The sequence below is a fragment of the Streptomyces xylophagus genome (assembly GCF_000716435.1).
Lineage (GTDB): Bacteria > Actinomycetota > Actinomycetes > Streptomycetales > Streptomycetaceae > Streptomyces > Streptomyces xylophagus.
In genome coordinates this window covers 148,501-167,730 of record NZ_JNWO01000003.1, presented here as the reverse complement: position 1 = coordinate 167,730, position 19,230 = coordinate 148,501, and the positions used below count along the sequence as shown (strand labels likewise).

Genomic DNA, 19,230 nt, shown 5'->3' with positions numbered 1-19,230 from the left:
ATCATTAGGTGGACCTTCCCCAACTCGGCCTGGGGCGGCGGGCGTTGGTCCACCACGAAGCACCCCCGCACCGCGCAGGCCCCGACGGTCAGCAGCCCGCCGGCGAGAAACGCGCCCCGCACACCGGCGAGCGGCAGGACCAGTCCGCCGAGTGCGGCGCCCGCCGCGATACCGGCGTTGGATGAGTTCGAGGAGGCCGATCGGCAGGTTCTCCGGGGTGTTGAAGGTGAAGGCGGCCGGCATCAGGGCCGAGAGCACCGCCGGCCGGTGCCACCCGGCTCGTCGCGCCTGCTCCGTGGCCCTGTCCATGGGCCCACCTCACCGGCCCCATCCGTCCCACCGCAAACCAATTCATCAGCAGCCCCACATATGGGCACCCGAGTGACGCAGGTCACATCAAATCATTCGAGGTTCCGCGTAATGCGAACGGCACCTGCGAAGTCGTACAGGCACACGGCAATCCGGCCGACCTCATGCCCGCAGGGGAGACCGACCATGGACATCACCCTCGAACAGCCCACCCGAGCCCGGCTGATCACGGCGGACGACACGGAGCTTCCCGTGTCCGCCACGCTGCGCTACCTCACCTCGGACCCGCTGGCCGTGCACCTCGACTTCCCGCCCGAGGTGTCCCTCGACGGCGACGGTGTCACCTGGACCTTCGCCCGGTCGCTGCTGGAGGAGGGGCTGCGCAGGCCGGCCGGTGGCGGTGACGTGCACCTGTGGCCGTGCGGCCGGGCCCGTACGGTGCTGGAGTTCCACTCGCCGTTCGGCCTCGCCCTGCTCCACTTCCCCACCCCGGAACTGCGCCGCTTCCTGCTGCGGACCTACGACGTGGTGGCCACCGGGCAGGAGGACATGGACGCGGTCGTCGAGCGGGGACTGAGCGCCCTGTTCGGAAACGTGTGAACGGCTGAGGGGCAACTCGGCCTCCGGAGGGCGACTTTGACTTTTGTTCACCTCCATCTCACCGTCCCGGTATGGACCTTGGCGATCACCCCGTGCACCCTTGCGCGCGGTGTGCCGCTCGGGCACGCCTGGGACGAGGACGGGGCGAATGACACCGATCAGCCGAAGAAGTTTCGTGGGGCTCGGTGCGACCGTTGCGGCGGGCATGGCGACGGGCGCCGGAGCACGGCCCGCGATCGCCGCCCAGCAGGCGGCGACCGGCACGATCTCGGACGTGAAACACGTGGTGGTCCTCATGCAGGAGAACCGCAGCTTCGACCACTACTTCGGGCGACTCAAGGGCGTCCGCGGCTTCGACGACCGCAGCGGCATCACGCTGAGCGGCGGCTACCCGGTCTTCAACCAGCCCAACGGCGGCGGCCGTCAGTACCCGTGGAAGCTGAGCGCCACCCCGGCCTCGGGCGGCCACGACGGCGAGACCCTCGCACAGTGCAACGGCGACCTGCCGCACTCGTGGTCGTCACAGCACTCCGCGTGGAACAAGGGCCGCCTCGACAACTGGGTCTCGGGCGTGGGAAATGTCCGCTCGCTCGGCTACCTCGACCGCGCCGACATCCCGTTCCACTACGCGCTCGCCGACAACTACACGATCTGCGACGCCTACTTCTGCTCCACCCTCAGCGCGACCGGCCCCAACCGCACCTACCTGTGGAGCGGCAAGGTCGACTCCTCCAGCTACGACGGCGGTGACGAGTCCGGCCTGACCTGGCAGACGTACGCCGAGGCCCTGCAGACCGCCGGGGTGACCTGGAAGGTCTACCAGAACGCGTCCGACAACTACGGCGACAACGCCTGCGCCTACTTCAAGAACTTCACCAACTCCAAGGCGGGCAGCGCTCTTTACGACCGAGGCATGTCCTCCGTCCCCGCCGCCACCGGCTCGACCCCCGACGACATCGCCGCCGCCATCAAGGCCGACGTCCTCGCGGGTACGCTCCCGCAGGTCTCCTGGGTCGTCCCCAACCAGGCCTTTTCCGAGCACCCTTACGCCCCGCCCGGCGACGGCGCCCACTTCGTCAGCCTCGTCTACCAGGCACTCGCCGCCGACCCGGACGTCTTCGACTCGACCGTCCTGTTCCTCAACTACGACGAGAACGACGGCTACTTCGACCACGTACCGCCGCCCGTCCCGCCCGCCGGCACCGACGGCGAGTTCCTCAACGGTGTCCCGTACGGCTTCGGCTTCCGCGTCCCGATGATCGTCATCTCGCCCTGGACGCGCGGCGGTTGGGTCTCCTCCGAGGTCTTCGAGCACACCTCGGTCCTGCGCTTCCTGGAGACCTGGACCACGTCCCTCGGCAAGCCCGCCGCCTGCCCCAACATCAGTACCTGGCGCCGCAAGGTCAGCGGCGACCTGACGGGCGTCTTCGACTTCGCCAACCCGGTCTACGGCTCCGTCGCACTCCCCGCGACCAGCGTCATCGGCCTCTCCACCTGCGGCCCGCTGCCCAACCCGGTGCCGACGAACAACGCCCTGCCCACGCAGGAGACCGGCACCCGGCCGGCCCGTGCGCTGCCGTACCAGCCCAACGGGTACCTGGACCACCTGGAGTTCGGGTCGAGCGGGAAGATCCTCGCCTGGTTCGCCATGACCAACCAGGGCGGCGCCGCCAGGAGCGCCGCCCATCTCTCCATCCACCCCAACGCCTACCGCGACAGCACCCCCTGGCAGTACACGGTCGACCCGGGCGGCACCGCCTCCGACTACTTCAACATCGGTACGGGTTACGGCAGCGGCAAGTACGACCTCAGCATGGTCGGCCCCAACCGCTTCCTCCGCCGGTTCCAGGGCGATGCCACCAAGGCGGGCAAGTCCGTTGAGGTGAGCACGCGTTACGCCGTCGAATCCGGCACCGGCAAGCTCGCGATCTATTTCAAGATGGCCAACTCGTCCGCTGCGTCGGTGAAGTTCACCATCACGTCCAACCACTACCGCAGCGACGGACCGTGGACCTACACGGTCGCCGCGGGCGCGTCGACGGAGGACTTCTTCAACGCCGTGGCGTACCAGAGCGGTTGGTACGACTTCACGGTGACCGTGGACTCCGACGCGACCTGGTCGCGCCGGTTCACCGGGCACCTGGAGTCGGGTGCGGCGAGCGTCAGCGGCTGACGTCGGCGTACAGGTCCGGGCGCGGGGCGAGTTCGACGGTCACCCGGCCGCCGCTCTCCTGCGCCCGAACCCCGGCCTCGGCGACCACGGAGGACGCGTAGCCGTCCCAGACGCTCGGGCCGGTGACCAGACCCTGCCGGGTGGCGTCGACCCAGGACTGCACCTCGCGGTCGTAGGCGTCCGCGAACCGCACGAGATAGTCGAGCGGCACGTCCTCGTGCGCGCTGCCCCGCGTGGTGACGACCATCGTGCGGTCGTCGCCGATCCGGGCACTGCCCGCCTCGCACACGGCTTCGCAGCGCACCTGGTAGCCGAAGCCGCAGTTGACGAAGACCTCGACGTCCACGAGGGCGCCGCCGTCGGTCTCGAAGAGGACGAGCTGCGGGTCGAGCAGCCCCTCCGGGGCGTTCGCCGACGAGCGCGGGCTGAGCACGGTCACCGCGGTGAGCTCCTGGCCGAGCAGCCAGCGGGCCGCGTCGATCTCGTGCGAGACCGAGCTGTCGATGAGCATCGCCGAGGTGAAGTACGGCGGCGACGACACATTGCGGTGGGTGCAGTGCAGCATCAGCGGGCGCCCCAACTGCCCGCTGTCCAGCAGGGACTTGAGACGCCGGTACTCCGCGTCGTAGCGCCGCATGAACCCGATCTGCGTCAGCCGTCGGCCGAGCCGTGCCTCCGCCTCCACGACCCGGAGTGCTCCGGTGGAGTCGGGCACCATGGGCTTCTCGCACAGCACCGGCAGTCCGCGCGCGAAGGCCGCGAGCAGCGCCTCCTCGTGCGCGGGACCCGGCGAGGCGATGAGCACCGCCTCGGCTCCGGGGGCGTCGAGCGCGGCCACGGTGTCCTCGTGCACCGCGACCGCGTCCAGACCGGCCACCGCCTCCTTGGCGCGATCGGTGTCCGGGTCGGCCACCGCGACGACCCTGGCTCCGCTCACCACTTGGTCGAGGCGGCGTATGTGGTCGGCTCCCATGTGTCCCGCACCCAGTACGGCCACGCCCAGCAGGTCACCCACGTGTGCTCTCCCTCTACGTCGACGATCACGCCGTAGCGTACGCCGTAGGGGGAGGGGGCCTCCGGAATGCCCGGGGCCCGGCAGCGCGGCGGGTTCAGTGGTGCGGTGGCTTCAGTAGCGCAGCACGCCCGCGATGCCGTCCGTGTCGTTCAAGGTGCCGTCCGGGACGAAGCGGACCTCGGCGCCGGTCTCCAGGCACTGTTCGACGATCTCGTCCACGATGTCCTCGCGGGCGTCGAGGTCGCCGCTGTCGGCCGGGACCAGATGGTCGCCGTGGTCGTCGCGGACAGTGATCCGGTAGTTCTCCTCGACGGCCAGCAGCCGGACCCGGCCCTCGCGGGCGTTCTGCCAGACCTCGTCGACGCCGGCCGCGAACTCCTTGCGCCCGCGCGCCGATTCGAGTTCCCGGGTCACGGTGACGGTGCTCTTCCGCGCCTCGGCGGCGACCAGTGGCTGTACGGCCTGCCACACGGCGTCGGGCGTGCCGTGCGCGAGTCCGCCGTGTGCGATGTGCGCCGCACCCTTGGTAGCGCTGCCGACCTCGTCGAGGGCGGACAGGGCGGCCTGCTCGCCGGTGATGTAGAGCGGGCGCTTGTGCTCGCGCAGGATCCGGCCCATCGCGGTGTCGGCCTCGCGCAGGAAGTGGCGGGTGTCCTCGTCGCGGAAGGTGCTGGGTATGTCGCCGATCCGCTCCTGGCGCTCGGCGTCGAAGTTGTCCCGGTGGTCGCGGGTGAGCGGGAAGCCGCCGGTGTGGGCCTCGACGACCCGGTCGACACCGCCGTTCCACAGCGTGACACGGTCCGCGGCGAGCGACAGCACCCAGAACGGCCGCTCGGAGGCCTGCGCCGAGACGAGATTGCGGGTGAGGAACGTGTCGGAGAGCACCACACGTTCGGGCACGGACCTGGCGAGGGACCACACCTGGTGCTCACCCGGCGCGGCGAAGATCACCAGACCGTCCTCGGCGTGCGCCAGATCGACCTCGGCGAGGGCCTGGTCGAGTTGCCGGGAGACGTCGATGCGCCGCTCCCGGGGGATCGCAGGATCGGCCTCCAACTGCCTCTTGGCCTCGGCCAGCACATTGCGCAGCCGGACCGGATCCTGGGCGTTGTCGGGCTCGCGACGATGCGTCGGGGTGAGCACGGAGACCGCGGGGTAGGGGCGCGGGCGCCGCAGTTCGGTAAGCGTGGCGGGACTCAGTGCGTGCTCCATAACAGCACGATAGGGCCGAATGACGGATGGGGCATATGGGGGAAGCCCGCCAGGCAATTGGGGTAATTGGTTGCTAACGTCCCTCGGGTGACGCAAGCCGCCACCACCGACACACGGACGACCGCCGCCAAACTGACCCTACCGACGCTGACCACCATGGTCGTCGGCTCCATGGTCGGGGCCGGCGTCTTCTCCCTACCGCGCCGCTTCGCGCAGGAGACGGGCGTCGCCGGCGCCCTGATCGCCTGGGCCGTCGCCGGCACCGGCATGCTGATGCTCGCCTTCGTCTTCCAGACCCTCGCCGTCCGCAGACCCGACCTCGACGCCGGTGTGTACGCCTACGCCAAGGCCGGGTTCGGCGAGTACCTCGGCTTCTTCTCCGCGTTCGGCTACTGGGCCAGCGCCTGCGTCGGCAACGTGACGTACTGGGTGCTGATCATGTCGACGATCGGCACCATCGCCCCCTCGCTCGGCGAGGGCGACACCGTCCTCGCGGTGGTCCTCTCCTCGGCCGGACTGTGGCTCTTCTTCCTGCTGATCAGCCGCGGCGTGAAGGAAGCGGCGGCCATCAACCGGATCGTCACCGTCGCCAAGGTCGTACCGATCCTCGTCTTCGTCATCCTTGCGCTCTTCTATCTGAAGCCGCACGTCTTCGCGGAGAACTTCGGCGGCGCCGACTACGCGGGCTCCCTGTTCCAGCAGGTCAAGGGCACCATGCTGGCCACGGTGTTCGTGTTCCTGGGCGTCGAGGGCGCCAGCGTCTACTCCCGGCACGCGCAGCGCCGCGAGGACGTCGGCCGCGCGACCGTCCTCGGCTTTCTCAGCGTCTTCGCCGTCTTCGCCTCGGTCACGATCGTGTCGTACGGCCTCATGCCGATGGGCGACATCGCGGAACTGCGGCAGCCCTCCATGGCCGGCGTGTTGGAACACGCGGTGGGCACCTGGGGAAAGGTGTTCGTCAGCGTCGGGCTGATCGTCTCCGTGCTCGGCGCCTATCTCGCCTGGACGCTGATGGCCGCCGAAGTGCTGTTCGTGGCCGCCAAGGACGACGACATGCCGCGCTTCCTGAAGAAGTCCACGGCGGCCGACGTACCCGTGCCCGCACTGGTGATGACCACCCTGCTGAGCCAAGTCGTCCTGGTCGTCACCTACTTCTCCGACGACGCCTTCAACTTCGCGCTGGACCTGACCAGTTCACTGACACTGATCCCGTTCCTGCTCGCGGCGGGCTTCGCCGTACGGATCGCGCTCACGCAAACCCGCGCAGGGCGCGGCGAGTTGGTGGTCGCCGTGCTCGCCACCGTCTACACCGCGTTCCTCATCTACGCGGCCGGCCTCAAGTACCTCCTCGTCTCGCTCATCATCTACGCGCCCGCCACCTTCCTGTTCGTCAAGGCCCGCAGGGAACAGGGACGTTCGCTCTTCTCGGCCCGGGAACTGGTGATCCTCGCCGTCTCGATCGCGGGCGCCGTCGTCGGGATCGTCGCCCTGACCCTGGGCTGGATCAGCCTCTGACCTCGTCTCCGACCTCCGGAAAGGTGCACCGTGACCAGTCAAGACACCGTGAACCGACATGAGTACGGCGTCCACTCCGAGGTCGGCCGGCTGCGCAAGGTGCTGGTCTGCGCGCCGGGTCTGGCCCACCGCAGGCTCACCCCGACCAACTCCGACGATCTGCTCTTCGACGACGTGATGTGGGTCGAGAACGCCCAGCGCGACCACGCCGACTTCGTCAACAAACTCCGCGAACGCGGCGTCGACGTCGTCGAGTTGCACGAACTGCTCGCCCAGACCATGACGATCCCCGCCGCGAAGGACTGGCTCCTGGACCGGAAGATCGTCGCGAACGAGGTCGGCCTCGGACTCATCGACACGACCCGCGCCTACCTGGAATCCCTCGAACCGGCCGAACTGGCCAAGTACTTGATCGGCGGCCTCGCCACCACCGACCTCCCCGACGACTACCGCACCGGCTACTCGGCCCTCGTCCGCGAGTCGACCGGCGTCCGCGAATACCTGATGCCGCCGCTGCCCAACACCCTCTACACCCGCGACACGACCTGCTGGCTCTACGGCGGCCTCACCCTCAACCCGCTCTACTGGCCCGCCCGGCACGACGAAACCCTCCTGATGAAGGCGATCTACACCTTCCACCCGGACTTCGCGGGCTCCGTCGTCTGGTGGGGCGACCCCGAACTCGACTGGGGGCAGGCCACGTTCGAGGGCGGCGACATCATGCCCGTCGGCAACGGCGTGGTCCTCATGGGCATGAGCGAGCGCACCTCGCGCCAGGCCATCACCCAAGTCGCCAAGGCACTCTTCGACCTGGGCGCCGCCGAACACGTCGTCGTCGCCGGAATGCCGAAGCTGCGCTCCGCGATGCACCTCGACACCGTCTTCACCTTCGCCGACCGCGACCTCGTGACCCTGTACCCGGCCATCATGGACGGCGTCCATACCTTCTCCCTGCGCCCCGGCGACAAGGCACCCGGCATCGACATCGTCGACGAGGGCCCGACCCCCTTCACCGACGTCGTCGCCAAGGCCCTCGGCCTGCCCGAACTGCGCATCGTGGAGACGGGCGGCGACGTCTACGCCTCCGAACGCCAGCAGTGGGACAGCGGCAACAACGCGGTCGCGCTGGAACCGGGCGTGGTGTTCACCTACGACCGCAACACCCAGACCAACACCCTGCTGCGCAAGGCCGGCGTCGAGGTCATCACCATTGTCGGCGCCGAACTGGGACGTGGCCGGGGCGGGGGGCACTGCATGACCTGCCCGATCGTGCGGGACCCGGTGGAGTTCTGAACTTCCGGACGTACAGGGGATGTTGTCCAACTCTTTGCCCGTGGCCGATTCCTGACGAGAGCCGCCCGGTGGGGACCCGATCCCTGGACCTCGGGTGCGCAAAGCGCGGCCGAAAAGGCGGTGTCGGCGCGGCCGTTCACGTTACGGGCATGTTGACCGGCCTCGCGGGTGTGACACACGCTCGTTGCATAGATGCTCGATGCAACTGGTTCGCCGGGTCGGGGTCGCGAGCAACAGAAAAGCAGGTGGGCGACCAGTTTTCGGCGGGCCGGACGCAGGAGGTAGCGCATGTGCGGCATCACCGGCTGGGTCTCGTTCGACCGTGAACTGCGCACCGAGGCTGCGACATTGGATGCAATGACCGAGACGATGGCGTGCCGCGGCCCGGACGACCGCGGCACCTGGGTCCAGGGTCCCGCCGCCCTCGGGCACCGCCGGCTCGCGATCATCGACCTGCCCGGCGGCCGCCAGCCCATGACCGTCGACACGGCGGACGGCACCGTCGCACTCGTCTACTCGGGGGAGACCTACAACTTCACCGAAGTCCGCCGCCAACTCGCCGACAGGGGACACCGGTTCACCACCGAATCCGACACCGAGGTCGTGCTGCGCGGCTATCTCGAATGGGGCGATACGGTCGCCGAACGCCTCAACGGCATGTACGCCTTCGCGATCTGGGACGGCCGCCGCGACCAACTCGTCATGATCCGGGACCGCATGGGCGTCAAGCCCTTCTACTACCACCCGACCCCCGACGGCGTCCTCTTCGGCTCCGAACCGAAGGCGATCCTGGCCAACCCGCTGGCCCGCGCCAGGGTCACGCTGGACGGCCTGCGCGAACTCTTCACCATGATCAAGACACCCGGACACGCCATCTGGGACGGCATGCACGAGGTCCAGCCCGGCACCGTCGTCACCGTCGACCGCTCGGGTCTACGGCGGCGCGTCTACTGGCGGTTGGAGACCCGCCCGCACACCGACGACCGCGACACCACCGTCGCCGGCGTCCGAACCCTCCTCGACGACATCGTGCGCCGCCAACTCGTCGCCGACGTACCCCGTTGCACCCTGCTCTCCGGCGGCCTCGACTCCTCCGCCATGACCGCGATCGCCGCCCGCCAACTCGCCGAGCACGGCGAGAAGGTGCGCAGTTTCGCCGTCGACTTCGTCGGCCAGAGCGAGAACTTCGTCGCCGACCAACTGCGCGGCACCCCCGACACACCGTTCGTCCACGACGTGGCCCGCGCCTCGGGCACCGACCACCAGGACATCGTGCTCGACGCGCAGGCCCTGGCCGACCTCGACGTACGGGCGAAGATGCTCCGGGCCCGCGATCTCCCCCTGGGCTTCGGCGACATGGACTCCTCGCTGTACCTGTTGTTCCGCGCCATCCGTGACCAGTCCACCGTCGCCCTGTCCGGCGAGTCCGCCGACGAGGTCTTCGGCGGCTACCAGCAGTTCTTCGACGAGGAGGCCCGGCGTGCCGCCACCTTCCCCTGGCTGGTGCGCTTCGGCCGGGACTTCGGGGACGACGCCGACGTCCTGCGCACCGACCTGACCAAGGCCCTGGACACGCAGTCGTACCTCGCGGACGGCTACCGCGACGCCGTCGCCGGCATCCAACGCCTCGACGGCGAGAGCGACTTCGAGTTCCGGATGCGGCGCATCTGCCACCTCCATCTCACCCGCTTCGTCCGCATCCTGCTCGACCGCAAGGACCGCGCGAGCATGGCCGTCGGCCTGGAGGTCCGCGTCCCGTTCTGCGACCACCGGCTCGTCGAGTACGTCTACAACACACCCTGGTCCCTCAAGTCCTACGACGGCCGGGAGAAGACCCTGCTCCGGGAGGCCACCGCGGACGTCCTCCCGCAGTCCGTGTACGACCGGGTCAAGAGCCCCTACCCGTCCACCCAGGACCCCAAGTACGCGGTCGCACTCCAGGACCACGCCAAGGACCTTCTGGCCCGGCCCTCGCACCCGGTCTTCGACCTCGTCGACCGGGAGAGGCTCAGCCGGGCCGCCCACCACGACGCACCCATCAGCACCCAGGCGGGCCGGCGCGGACTGGAACGCGCCCTCGACCTGGCGCTCTGGCTGGACCTCTACAAGCCCGAGATCGCACTCGGCTGAGCGGTCCCTCAGGGAACCTCGGCGGCGTCCGGCTGGCACGAACTCCCGCTGGGCGGCAGCGAGCCGTACAGCAGGAAGTCGTTCACCTTGGTGTGCACACACTTGGAAGAGGCGTAACCGGTGTGGCCCTCACCCTTGTTGTCGAGCACCACAGCCGAGGACCCGAGCCGCTGGGCCGTCTCCACGGTCCAGCGGTACGGCGTCGCCGGGTCGCCCCGGGTCCCCACGAGCAGCATCTTCGACGCGTGCACGTTCTTGACGTCGTCGCGGATGTACGCGGTGCCCTTGGGGCGGCCGTAGCACATCAGCACCTCGGTCAGCCGGTAGCGGCCGAAGACCGGTGACGCCTGCTCGTACTCGGCGCGCAGCCCGTCCAGGTTCTTGGTGATCTGCTCGGCGGTGGGGCGGTCGGGGTCGTCGGCGCAGTTGATGGCCATCAGTGCGGCCGGGAGGTTGTCGAGCGGGACGTCCTGCGCGTCGACGATCCCGCCGCCCCCGCTCCGACGGGGCAGGCCGGAGCCGCCGGAGGAGAACGCCATGATGGCCCGCGTGTCCCCGTCCTGCACCAGCGAGGCGATGGCCCGCTCCAGCGTCGGCCACAACTGCTTGCTGTACAGCGCCTGGCTGATGGAACCCACCAGGTCCTGGCCGGAGAAGTGGTCGCCGAAGTCCGTCTGCACCGGGTCCCGGTCGAGCGAGCGCACGAGCTGTACGACCTGGTCCGGCGCCGATCGTGCGTCTGTCCCGAAGGGGCAGGCGATGTCCTGCACACACCAGTTGAGGAAGTCCTCCAGCGCCGTCTGTTGTCCCTCGGCGCCCGCGATGCCCTGCTCGGACAGCGGTTCGGTGAGGGTGTCGACGCCGTCTAGCACCAACCGGCCCACCCTCTTGGGGAATTGGGCCGCGTACACCGCGCCGAGCCGCGTTCCGTAGGAGAAGCCGAGGTAGTTGAGCTTCTTGTCGCCGAGGGCCTGGCGCATCACGTCCAGGTCCCGGGAGGCGTTGACCGTGCCTATGTGGGGCAGGACCGGGCCGGAGTACTTGGCGCATGTCTCGGCCGCTTTCCGCAACTGCTTGAGGACGACCTTCGGATCGGTGCTGGCGGTGGCGTCCTCGTCGATCGCGGCCGAGCCCTGGTCGGAGCCCTCGCCGCAACTGACGGGCGAGGACTGGCCGACGCCGCGCGGATCGAAGGTGACGACGTCGTAGCCGTTCGTCAGATCCATGAACTCCTTGCCGTCCGAGGCGAGTTCACTGACTCCGGCGCCGCCGGGGCCGCCGAAGTTCAGCAGCACGGAACCCCGGGACTTCCCGGTCGCCCGATAACGGGCCAGCGCGAGATCGAGTGTCCCGCCGCCGGGCTTCGCGTAGTCGAGCGGGACGGTGACCTTCCCGCACTGTAGGTCCTTCGGCGCGTCCACGTCCTTGCACGCGGCCCACTTCACCTTCTGCCGGTAGAACCGGGACAGGTCCGGTTGCGGCCGGTCGCCTGCCGTGGCCGGTGCGGCCGGCGCGGGCAACCCCGCGCCGAAGAGTGCCAGTGTGAGGACCCCGGTGAACGCGCAGCGCCGGAACGCGGGCCGCGATGACAGCCTGGCCAGCATCAATGCCTCCAAGAACGCGCCGTGACCAGCGCCTTCGCTCACGATAAGCGGGCCTCTCGGCCCCCGCCTCCCGGCGAGCGGACCAGTGATCGGTGCCGTATTCTGCGCCCCTTCAATAGGCATAAGAGGTTTTCCGATTAATGCATTCCGACTGATCAAGATTCGTTACGAGTAGTTCGATAACCATGCCGCTCGATGGAGTGAAAGGCCGATAACCCATAACTCGGATGGTGCGCCCGCGTTTTATCCGGTGCGGGTGTGTGCCCGCTACATCTCTGGAAGGCAGGGAACCTATGAAACGGGTTACCCGAAACGGTGTGATCGCCGTCGCCGCCGCATCCGGTGCGATGGCTGTGGCTGTGCCCGCGTTCGCCGATTCCGCGGCGGACGGCTCCGCGGCCGGTTCGCCCGGTGTGGTCTCCGGCAACACCATTCAGCTCCCGGTGCACGTGCCGGTGAACGTGTGTGGGAACACCGTGAATGTCGTGGGACTCCTCAATCCCGCCGCGGGCAACAGCTGTACCAACGAAGGCGGCGCGCACGCGGGCGGCGCGAACAGGGGCGATGCGAAGAACCCCGACGGACCGCCCGCCGGTGCCGCCGCACAGGGCGGCGAAAAGGATTCACCGGGTGTGCTCTCCGGCAATGGAGTGCACCTCCCGATCCATCTCCCCGTGAACGTCACCGGCAATTCCGTGAGCGTGGTCGGCGTCGGCAATCCGAGCGTGGGCAACGAGTCCGGGAACGCCTCGGGCGATCACCCCCACCACCCCGTGCGACCGACCCCCGAGCCGCCCACGCCGTCGAAGCCGCACCCGCGACCAGGGCCAGGAGCAGGGGTGGAGGGGCACCACACACCGCCCGCCGCCCAGGCGTCGCTCGCCCACACGGGCGCCGACAGCACCATCCCGGCCGCCGCCACGAGCGCGGCCCTCCTCCTGGGCGGCGCCGCCCTGTACCGGCGCTTCCGCCCCAGGGCGGGACGCTGACCCGAGCACGCGCGCCAGGACGGAAGGCCCCACCGGGTACACGACCGGTGGGGCCTCCGCCGTCCTTCGTCCCTCACGACCGGGTCAGACCCTCATGACCGGGTCAGGGCAGTTCTCCGCGCAGAATGCTGTACCGGACCCCGTCCCGCCACTGCCCGTTCCGGTACGCGACACTGCGCAGGACGCCCTCGCGGGTGAACCCGGCCTTCTCCAGGGCCCGTTGCTCGGCGAGGTTCTCCACCTCCGTGTCCGCCTCGACGCGCATCACCAGAGTGTGGGCGAACAGATACCGCACCAACTGCCGTTGCGCCTCGGTCCCCACGCCCTGTCCGCGGGCCTCGGGCAGCAGGGTGATGCCCATGTTCCAGTAGTGGCAGGTCGGGGTCGGGGTGACCTTCCGCCAGGCGACGAACCCCACCCGCTCGTCACCCCGGACCACCATCAGATACGACCGGTCGTCGCCGAGGAGCCGGTCCTCCGACCACTGCCGTCGCCAGCGCCGGGCGTCGCTCCAGCCGTACCACTGGAAGGCCGAAGCGGCCTCCGGGTCGGCGAGGAAGCGTTCCATGACGGCTAGGCCGCCCTCGTCCACCGGTCGCAGGGAGATGTTCGCGGAAGTCATGCGCCACAAGGGTAGAGGGCGTCAACTCCTAGGAATCGTAGGGGAGTTCGTCGGCGTGCTCCTGAGGTGCCCTGAGGAGTGAGTGGGCCGCCTTCCGGAACGCGGACAGCAGGCGGCTGTGCTCACCGGCCCGGGTCGCCAGGGCGACATGACTCGGCTCGACGCCGTGGAGGGGGATCGCGGTGATGTCGGGCCGGATCGTCCGGCCGGGGCGGAGACCGGCTGCGATGGCCACGGCCTGTCCGTTGGCGACGAACTCGAACTTGTCCTCCAGGGACCGGACGACCGGACCGCCGGGTGCCGGGCGGCCGTCGGGTCGGGGGTCGATACGCCAGAAAGCGGTCCATGCCGGGTCCGCGCCGGGGATCTGGGGAAGGGGTTCGTCGGTGATGTCGTCCAGGGTGACGGACTCCTTTCCGGCCAGGCGGTGATCCAGCGGTACGAGCAGGAGGCGAGGCTCGTCGTAGAGGACTGTGACCTCCAACTGGTCTGTGGGGAAGGGCAGTCGGACCACGACCGCGTCCACCCGCCGCTCGAGCAGGGCGGTGCGGGTCTCGTCGTAGGCCAGATGTACGACGTTCACGTCGGCGTCCGGATGCCGACGTCGCACCTCGCGCACCGCCGGGGTGACGTAGAGGTTCGCCATGTACCCGACGGTGAGCCGGCTGGGTTCCGCGGCGGCCCGGGTCTCGGCGGCGGCCTGGGCCGTGGAGCGCAACAGTGACTTCGCGCGGGGCAGAAAGACCTCCCCGGCCTCCGTGAGTCGGGTGCCCTGCGGGGTGCGGTCCAGCAGGCGGGCGCCCAACTGCTCCTCCAGGCGCCGGACTTGACGGCTGAGGGACGGCTGGGTGATGTGCAGTGCCTCGGCGGCGCGACCGAAGTGACGCTGCTCGGCGACGGCGATGAAGTACCGCACGAGGCGGAGTTCGAGATCGGGCGAGGCAGACAGTTCCGTCATGCCTGAAGTGTACGGCGTGACGCGGCGGCCATCTCGCCCAATGGGCAACTGACCTGCTGCGATGCCTGATCCGTATTGCCTCATGCGAAACAGGCTTTGGACCTGGACCGGGTGCCCTGCCCACGATGGAAGCACACCACAGCACAGGTCACACCCACTTCATCGAAGGAACGCAGCATGCGAGTTTTCGTCACCGGCGCGTCCGGGTTCATCGGCTCCGCCGTGGTTCGTGAACTGCTCGACGCCGGGCACACGGTCACCGGTCTGGCCCGCTCGGACGCGTCCGCCGAGGCGTTGACGGCGGCGGGAGTCGCCGTGCACCGGGGTGCGCTCGACGACCTGGACAGTCTGCGCGGCGGTGCCGAGGCGGCGGACGGGGTCTGTCACCTGGCGTTCGTCCACGACTTCTCGAACTTCGCCGCCAACTGCGCCACCGACCTGCGCGCGATCGAGGCGATCGGCGAGGCGCTCGCGGGCACCGACAAGCCCTTCGTGGTCACCGCGGGCACGCCGGGGCTGCCTGAGGGACGGGTGGCGACGGAGGAGGACAGCGTCGACCCGGAGTCGTTCTCGGCGATCCGGCAGCCGTCCGAGATCGCGGCGGTCGAGCTGGCGGAGCGCGGGGTACGGTCGTCGGTCGTCCGGCTGCCCAGGTCCGTGCACGGCAGGGGCGACAAGGGATTCGTCCCGGCTCTGATCGGTGCCGCCTGCGAGAAGGGCGTCTCGGGGTACGTCGGCGACGGCACCAACCGCTGGCCCGCCGTGCATCGCCTCGACGCGGCCCGGCTGTACCGGTGGGCCCTGGAGTCGGCTCCGGCCGGCGCGAAGTACCACGCGGTCGGCGACGAGGGGCTGCCGCTCCGTGAGATCGCGGAGGTCATCGCCCGCCGACTCGACGTCCCCACCGAGAGCGTGCCGCCGGAGTCGGCGGTCGACCACTTCGGCTTCCTCGGCCTCGTCGCCTCCCTGGACTGCCCGGCGTCGAGCACACTGACGCAGAAGCAGACGGGATGGCAGCCGGCGGAGGTGGGGTTGATGGCAGACCTGGAGACGGGCCACTACTTCGACACGGTGTAGCAACCCCGCGGCCCTGTCGGGTAGGTGAGAGGCCCTCGGCGGACGACGTTACGCACCCCGGCCGGGCGACCAGTGTCACCGTCACCGACCCTGTGCGCAGGGCGAGTTCACCCGCCTCCCGATATCCGCGGGCGCCGCAGGGAAGGCGTACCGGCCGCCCAGGACGACCACGGTGAGGGCACCGGCGACCAGCGGCAGCGCCGTCCAGGGCAGAGCATCCGCACCCCACCCCGACAGGGCGACACCCCCGGTGAACGACCCTCCGGCGATACCCGCGTTGTACACCGTGGTCTGCAACGACGTTGCCACATCGGCGTGTTCAGGACCGGAGGCGTTGACAAGCGCGGTCTGGATCAGTGTCGGTGCCCCGCCGAACGCGGCACCCCACACGGCGACCGCGCCGAGGAGCACGGCGGGGGAGTCGCCGTACAGGCCGAGTACGCACATGACCGCGACGAACAGCGCCAGCGCGCCGAGCAGCGTGGGCCGTGCCCAGCGGTCGACGAGCAGCCCGGTGACCCAGATCCCGACGACCGTGGCGACCCCGAACACCAGCAGGACGACGTCCGTACGGCCGTAGCCGGCGTGCGCCGCGAACGGCGCGACGTACGTGTACATCGCCTGATGGCCCAGCAGCAGGAACAGTGTGACCGACAGGACGGCGGGGATTCCCGGCAGCAGGGCCACGCCCCTCAACGGGACGCGTGCGCCCGGCAGTTCACCGGGAAATTCGGGCACCCGCCACCGCACCCAGGCCACCAGCAGCACCGCGATCCCGGCCAGCATTCCGAACGCGGTGCGCCAGCCGAGCGCCCCGGCCAGCGCGGTTCCGGCGGGTACGCCCAGGGAGAGGGCGAGGGTGATCCCGGCCAGCACGACGGCGATGGCCCGGCCGCGTCGCTCGACCGGCACCATCCGGGCGGCGTACCCGGCGAGCATCGCCCACATCGTGCCGCCCATGACCCCGGCGAGCAGGCGGGCGCCGAAGGTGAGGGCGTACGACGACGACAGCGCGACCACCGCGTTGGCGCAGGCGAAGCCCAGCAGCGTACCGACGAGGACCGGTCGGCGCGGCAGCCCGCGCAGGGCCGCGGTGACCGGGATCGCGGCCAGGAAGGAGGCGACCGCGTACCCGGTGACCAGGAAGCCGACCCGCGCCTCGGAGACGCCGAGCGCCGGTGCCATCCGGGGCAGCAGACCGGCGGGGAGCAGTTCCGTCAGAACGGCGGTGAAGGCGGCCGTGGACAGGGCGAGGAGCCCGGACCAGGGCAGACGGGTGCCCATGGCCGGGGAAGCGGTGGTCATGGGACCATGGTCGAACCCTCACATCAGTGTGAAGGCAAGGGCGACCCGCAAGCGCGCTCCCGGAGGCGGCCATGAAGATCGGCGAACTCTCCCGCCGCACCGGCGTGCCCACCCGCCTCCTGCGCTACTACGAGGAGCAGAACCTGCTCCACCCCGACCGCACCGAGAACGGCTACCGCTTCTACGGCGAGCCCGCCGTCCGGGACGTCCAGCAGATCCGCGGCCTGTTGGACTCGGGCCTCACCACCGAGATGATCCGCGCGATCCTGCCGTATCTCTCCGGCCCCGACGAGATCCATGTCCCCGCCGAGTGCCTGACCCCCGAGACGGCCGCCCTGCTCAGCGGCCATATCGACCGGATCCAGGCCCGCATCGACTGCCTGGCCCGCAACCGCGACCGGCTGAGCGCGTATCTGGCGGCCGTACGACCGTCCGTACGACCGGCTGTGCCGTCGGAGGGCGCGTAATCCCGTTGCCGCGCGCGCCCGCGGATGTTGAAGTGGGCCCATGGATCATGCCACTGTGCTCGCCCTCCACGACCGTGACCTGCGCGAAGGCGCCCGACCCGACGGACCCGGGGCCCGCGTCGAGCGAACCGGGGGAGTGGTACGCCATGTCGCCGACGAGCACGGCTGGAACGGCGTCCTGTGGTCGGACCTGGACGAGACCGACGCCGACGCGGCGATCGCCGAGCAGATCGCGTACTTCACCGGGCTCGGCCGCGACTTCGAGTGGAAGCTCTACGGCCACGATCTGCCGACGGATCTCGGGCAGCGGTTGGCGGCGGCCGGGTTCACGCCCGAACCGCAGGAGACGCTGATGGTCGGCGAGGTCTCCGCCCTCACCCTCGACGCCCAACTGCCGGACGGCATCCGCCTGTTGCCCGCCACCGACCGCGCCGGGGTCGACCTCGTGGCCGACGTCCACGAGAAGGCCTTCGGCACCGACAGCACCCGGCTGCGCGCCCGCCTCCTCGCCCAACTCGCCGCCGACCCGGACACAGTTGTCGCCGTCGTCGCCCTCGCCGGCGACGAACCGGTGAGCGCGGCCCGCATGGAACTCGTCCCCGGCACCCGGTTCGCCGGCCTGTGGGGCGGCGGCACGGTCGAGGCCTGGCGGGGCCGCGGCATCTACCGCGCCCTGGTCGCCCACCGGGCCCGCATCGCCGCGGACCGGGGCTACCGCTACCTCCAGGTCGACGCCTCCGACCAGAGCCGCCCCATCCTCGAACGCCTGGGCCTCGCCCCGCTGACCACGACCACGCCGTACGTGTACGAGCCGTAAACCCGCAGGTCAGTGCACCGATGTCACATCGGAGGCCGCCCGAGCCGTCGCACCGTCATGACGACGAACCAGAACAGTCAGAGCAACCAGAGCATCCTCCTGGCCGGTGCGAGCGGTGTGCTCGGCGGTCACATCACCAAGGCCCTCACCGACGCCGGCCACAAGGTCACCGGCCTCGGCCGAGGACCCGGCAACGGCATCCGCGCCGACCTCATGGACCGCGACGCGCTGCTCCGCGCGGTCGACGGACACCGCTTCGACACGGTCGTCCACGCGGCGACCGCCCTGCGCAAGCCACCCCTCCGACACCGCGACATGCACGCCACCAACGCCCTGCGCATCGAAGGCACCGCCCACCTCATCGAGGCCGCCCGCTCCACCGGCGCCCGCCGCTTCCTCTCCGAGTCGATGGTCTTCGGCTACGGCTACGGAGACTTCGTCACCCAACTCCTCACCGAGAACGACCCCTTCGGCCCCCGCGGCACCACGCCTGAGCTGGAGAAGCACATCGAGGCCATGCGCACGAAGGAACAACTCACTTTCGAGGCACCAGAATTGGAGGGCATCGCACTCCGCTTCGGCCTCTTCTACGGCCCCGGCGGCACCGACGCCGTCCTCCCCATGCTGCGCAAGCGCCAACTGCCCGCCCCCGACGACCACGGCCGGGTCCTGCCCTGGGTCGAACTCACCGACGCGGCCCGCGCCGTGGCCGCCGCCGTCGAACACGGCCGCCCCGGGCAGGCGTACAACATCACCGACCGCACACCGCTCGGCTTCCGCGCCCATGTGCTGTGCGTGGCAAGGGAGTTCGGGCTGCCGAAGCCCATGGCCGTACCGCTGTGGATGGTTCGGCCGATGGGATACGCGCACACGATGATGACCAGCAACCAACGGGTGTCCAGCGCGAAGGCCGAACGCGAGCTGGGCTGGACACCCGCGTACCCGTCCAGCCACGAGGGCCTCGCCGCGCTGCGCGCCGCGCGTTGAGCCGCGCGGCAAGGTTTCTCCATCTGCTCGCCGCGAGATCCACGTCGGCCGGCGCGAGCCGCGGGTACGTCAGCGCGGGCGCCGGAGGGAAGTCGCGGATATGTCGGCGCTGGCACCGGACGGAAGCCGTGGGCCTGCAGGAACTCTCCCAACTCCC

At 69.9% G+C, this 19,230-nt stretch carries 17 protein-coding genes; 11 read left to right on the top strand and 6 right to left on the bottom strand.

Annotation, left to right across the window (positions count from 1 at the left end):
* The first annotated feature begins 8 nt into the window (after positions 1–8).
* The 3 genes from OO70_RS56625 to OO70_RS07750 all read left to right on the top strand — a co-directional run bounded on the left by OO70_RS56625 (position 9) and on the right by OO70_RS07750 (position 3,082).
* Complete coding sequence (locus tag OO70_RS56625; RefSeq protein ID WP_199827270.1) at positions 9–185, top strand: hypothetical protein; 177 nt, start codon at positions 9–11, stop codon at positions 183–185.
* 310 nt (positions 186–495) lie between these two features.
* The gene (locus tag OO70_RS07755) at positions 496–909 is read left to right on the top strand and encodes an SsgA family sporulation/cell division regulator (RefSeq protein ID WP_043666009.1); all 414 of its coding nucleotides are present in this window, start codon (positions 496–498) and stop codon (positions 907–909) included.
* A 148-nt stretch (positions 910–1,057) separates the two neighbouring features.
* Complete coding sequence (locus tag OO70_RS07750; RefSeq protein ID WP_043666007.1) at positions 1,058–3,082, top strand: phosphocholine-specific phospholipase C; 2,025 nt, start codon at positions 1,058–1,060, stop codon at positions 3,080–3,082.
* On the opposite strand, the gene OO70_RS07745 is transcribed toward OO70_RS07750, so the two are convergent.
* Both OO70_RS07745 and OO70_RS07740 read right to left on the bottom strand, forming a co-directional pair.
* Complete coding sequence (locus OO70_RS07745; protein WP_043666004.1) at positions 3,072–4,097, bottom strand: Gfo/Idh/MocA family protein; 1,026 nt, start codon at positions 4,095–4,097, stop codon at positions 3,072–3,074. The two genes, OO70_RS07750 and OO70_RS07745, sit on opposite strands and share 11 nt — an antisense overlap.
* Positions 4,098–4,208: 111 nt before the next feature.
* A complete protein-coding gene (locus OO70_RS07740; protein WP_043666001.1) occupies positions 4,209–5,309 on the bottom strand; it encodes a baeRF3 domain-containing protein in 1,101 nt (366 codons plus the stop codon).
* 87 nt (positions 5,310–5,396) lie between these two features.
* Here OO70_RS07740 and OO70_RS07735 point away from each other — a divergent pair, with 87 nt between their 5' ends.
* The 3 genes from OO70_RS07735 to asnB all read left to right on the top strand — a co-directional run bounded on the left by OO70_RS07735 (position 5,397) and on the right by asnB (position 10,247).
* Entirely contained in the window at positions 5,397–6,824 is a 1,428-nt protein-coding gene (locus OO70_RS07735) for a basic amino acid/polyamine antiporter (RefSeq protein ID WP_043665997.1), read from the top strand.
* Positions 6,825–6,854: 30 nt separating this feature from the next.
* The gene (locus OO70_RS07730) at positions 6,855–8,117 is read left to right on the top strand and encodes an arginine deiminase (protein WP_043665995.1); all 1,263 of its coding nucleotides are present in this window, start codon (positions 6,855–6,857) and stop codon (positions 8,115–8,117) included.
* A 288-nt stretch (positions 8,118–8,405) separates the two neighbouring features.
* Entirely contained in the window at positions 8,406–10,247 is a 1,842-nt protein-coding gene (gene asnB / locus OO70_RS07725) for an asparagine synthase (glutamine-hydrolyzing) (RefSeq protein ID WP_043665992.1), read from the top strand.
* An 8-nt stretch (positions 10,248–10,255) separates the two neighbouring features.
* Here asnB and OO70_RS07720 read toward each other — a convergent pair whose 3' ends face one another.
* Entirely contained in the window at positions 10,256–11,851 is a 1,596-nt protein-coding gene (locus tag OO70_RS07720; RefSeq protein WP_043665989.1) for an alpha/beta hydrolase, read from the bottom strand.
* A gap of 317 nt (positions 11,852–12,168) precedes the next feature.
* Between OO70_RS07720 and OO70_RS56810 the strand changes: the two genes are divergently transcribed.
* A complete protein-coding gene (locus tag OO70_RS56810; RefSeq protein WP_043665986.1) occupies positions 12,169–12,840 on the top strand; it encodes a chaplin in 672 nt (223 codons plus the stop codon).
* Positions 12,841–12,943: 103 nt separating this feature from the next.
* Here the strand turns inward: OO70_RS56810 and OO70_RS07710 are convergent, their stop codons facing one another.
* Complete coding sequence (locus tag OO70_RS07710) at positions 12,944–13,462, bottom strand: GNAT family N-acetyltransferase (protein ID WP_043665984.1); 519 nt, start codon at positions 13,460–13,462, stop codon at positions 12,944–12,946.
* A gap of 28 nt (positions 13,463–13,490) precedes the next feature.
* On the bottom strand, positions 13,491–14,420 hold the full coding sequence (locus OO70_RS07705) for a LysR family transcriptional regulator (RefSeq protein WP_043665982.1): 930 nt from the start codon (positions 14,418–14,420) through the stop codon (positions 13,491–13,493).
* 177 nt (positions 14,421–14,597) lie between these two features.
* Between OO70_RS07705 and OO70_RS07700 the strand changes: the two genes are divergently transcribed.
* A complete protein-coding gene (locus tag OO70_RS07700) occupies positions 14,598–15,497 on the top strand; it encodes an SDR family oxidoreductase (RefSeq protein ID WP_043665979.1) in 900 nt (299 codons plus the stop codon).
* 81 nt (positions 15,498–15,578) lie between these two features.
* Here OO70_RS07700 and OO70_RS07695 read toward each other — a convergent pair whose 3' ends face one another.
* Positions 15,579–16,802, bottom strand: a complete 1,224-nt coding sequence (locus tag OO70_RS07695; RefSeq protein WP_043665976.1) for an MFS transporter — start codon at positions 16,800–16,802, stop codon at positions 15,579–15,581.
* Positions 16,803–16,873: 71 nt separating this feature from the next.
* Here OO70_RS07695 and OO70_RS07690 point away from each other — a divergent pair, with 71 nt between their 5' ends.
* From OO70_RS07690 to OO70_RS07680, 3 genes are read left to right on the top strand one after another with little or no spacing between them, the layout of a single operon-like run.
* On the top strand, positions 16,874–17,269 hold the full coding sequence (locus OO70_RS07690; RefSeq protein WP_043665973.1) for a MerR family transcriptional regulator: 396 nt from the start codon (positions 16,874–16,876) through the stop codon (positions 17,267–17,269).
* A 40-nt stretch (positions 17,270–17,309) separates the two neighbouring features.
* Complete coding sequence (locus tag OO70_RS07685; RefSeq protein WP_043665970.1) at positions 17,310–18,086, top strand: GNAT family N-acetyltransferase; 777 nt, start codon at positions 17,310–17,312, stop codon at positions 18,084–18,086.
* A 57-nt stretch (positions 18,087–18,143) separates the two neighbouring features.
* A complete protein-coding gene (locus OO70_RS07680) occupies positions 18,144–19,073 on the top strand; it encodes an NAD-dependent epimerase/dehydratase family protein (RefSeq protein ID WP_043665967.1) in 930 nt (309 codons plus the stop codon).
* Positions 19,074–19,230: the final 157 nt, after the last annotated feature.

Excerpts from the sequence above, each read along its gene's own strand:
- asnB (WP_043665992.1), top strand. The coding sequence starts at position 8,406 with ATGTGCGGCATCACCGGCTGGGTCTCGTTCGACCGTGAACTGCGCACC.
- OO70_RS07695 (WP_043665976.1), bottom strand. The coding sequence starts at position 16,802 with ATGACCACCGCTTCCCCGGCCATGGGCACCCGTCTGCCCTGGTCCGGG.
- OO70_RS07680 (WP_043665967.1), top strand. The coding sequence starts at position 18,144 with ATGACGACGAACCAGAACAGTCAGAGCAACCAGAGCATCCTCCTGGCC.
- OO70_RS07710 (WP_043665984.1), bottom strand. The coding sequence starts at position 13,462 with ATGACTTCCGCGAACATCTCCCTGCGACCGGTGGACGAGGGCGGCCTA.
- OO70_RS07690 (WP_043665973.1), top strand. The coding sequence starts at position 16,874 with ATGAAGATCGGCGAACTCTCCCGCCGCACCGGCGTGCCCACCCGCCTC.
- OO70_RS07685 (WP_043665970.1), top strand. The coding sequence starts at position 17,310 with ATGGATCATGCCACTGTGCTCGCCCTCCACGACCGTGACCTGCGCGAA.
- OO70_RS07700 (WP_043665979.1), top strand. The coding sequence starts at position 14,598 with ATGCGAGTTTTCGTCACCGGCGCGTCCGGGTTCATCGGCTCCGCCGTG.
- OO70_RS07755 (WP_043666009.1), top strand. The coding sequence starts at position 496 with ATGGACATCACCCTCGAACAGCCCACCCGAGCCCGGCTGATCACGGCG.
- OO70_RS07750 (WP_043666007.1), top strand. The coding sequence starts at position 1,058 with ATGACACCGATCAGCCGAAGAAGTTTCGTGGGGCTCGGTGCGACCGTT.
- OO70_RS07740 (WP_043666001.1), bottom strand. The coding sequence starts at position 5,309 with ATGGAGCACGCACTGAGTCCCGCCACGCTTACCGAACTGCGGCGCCCG.
- OO70_RS07720 (WP_043665989.1), bottom strand. The coding sequence starts at position 11,851 with ATGCTGGCCAGGCTGTCATCGCGGCCCGCGTTCCGGCGCTGCGCGTTC.
- OO70_RS07705 (WP_043665982.1), bottom strand. The coding sequence starts at position 14,420 with ATGACGGAACTGTCTGCCTCGCCCGATCTCGAACTCCGCCTCGTGCGG.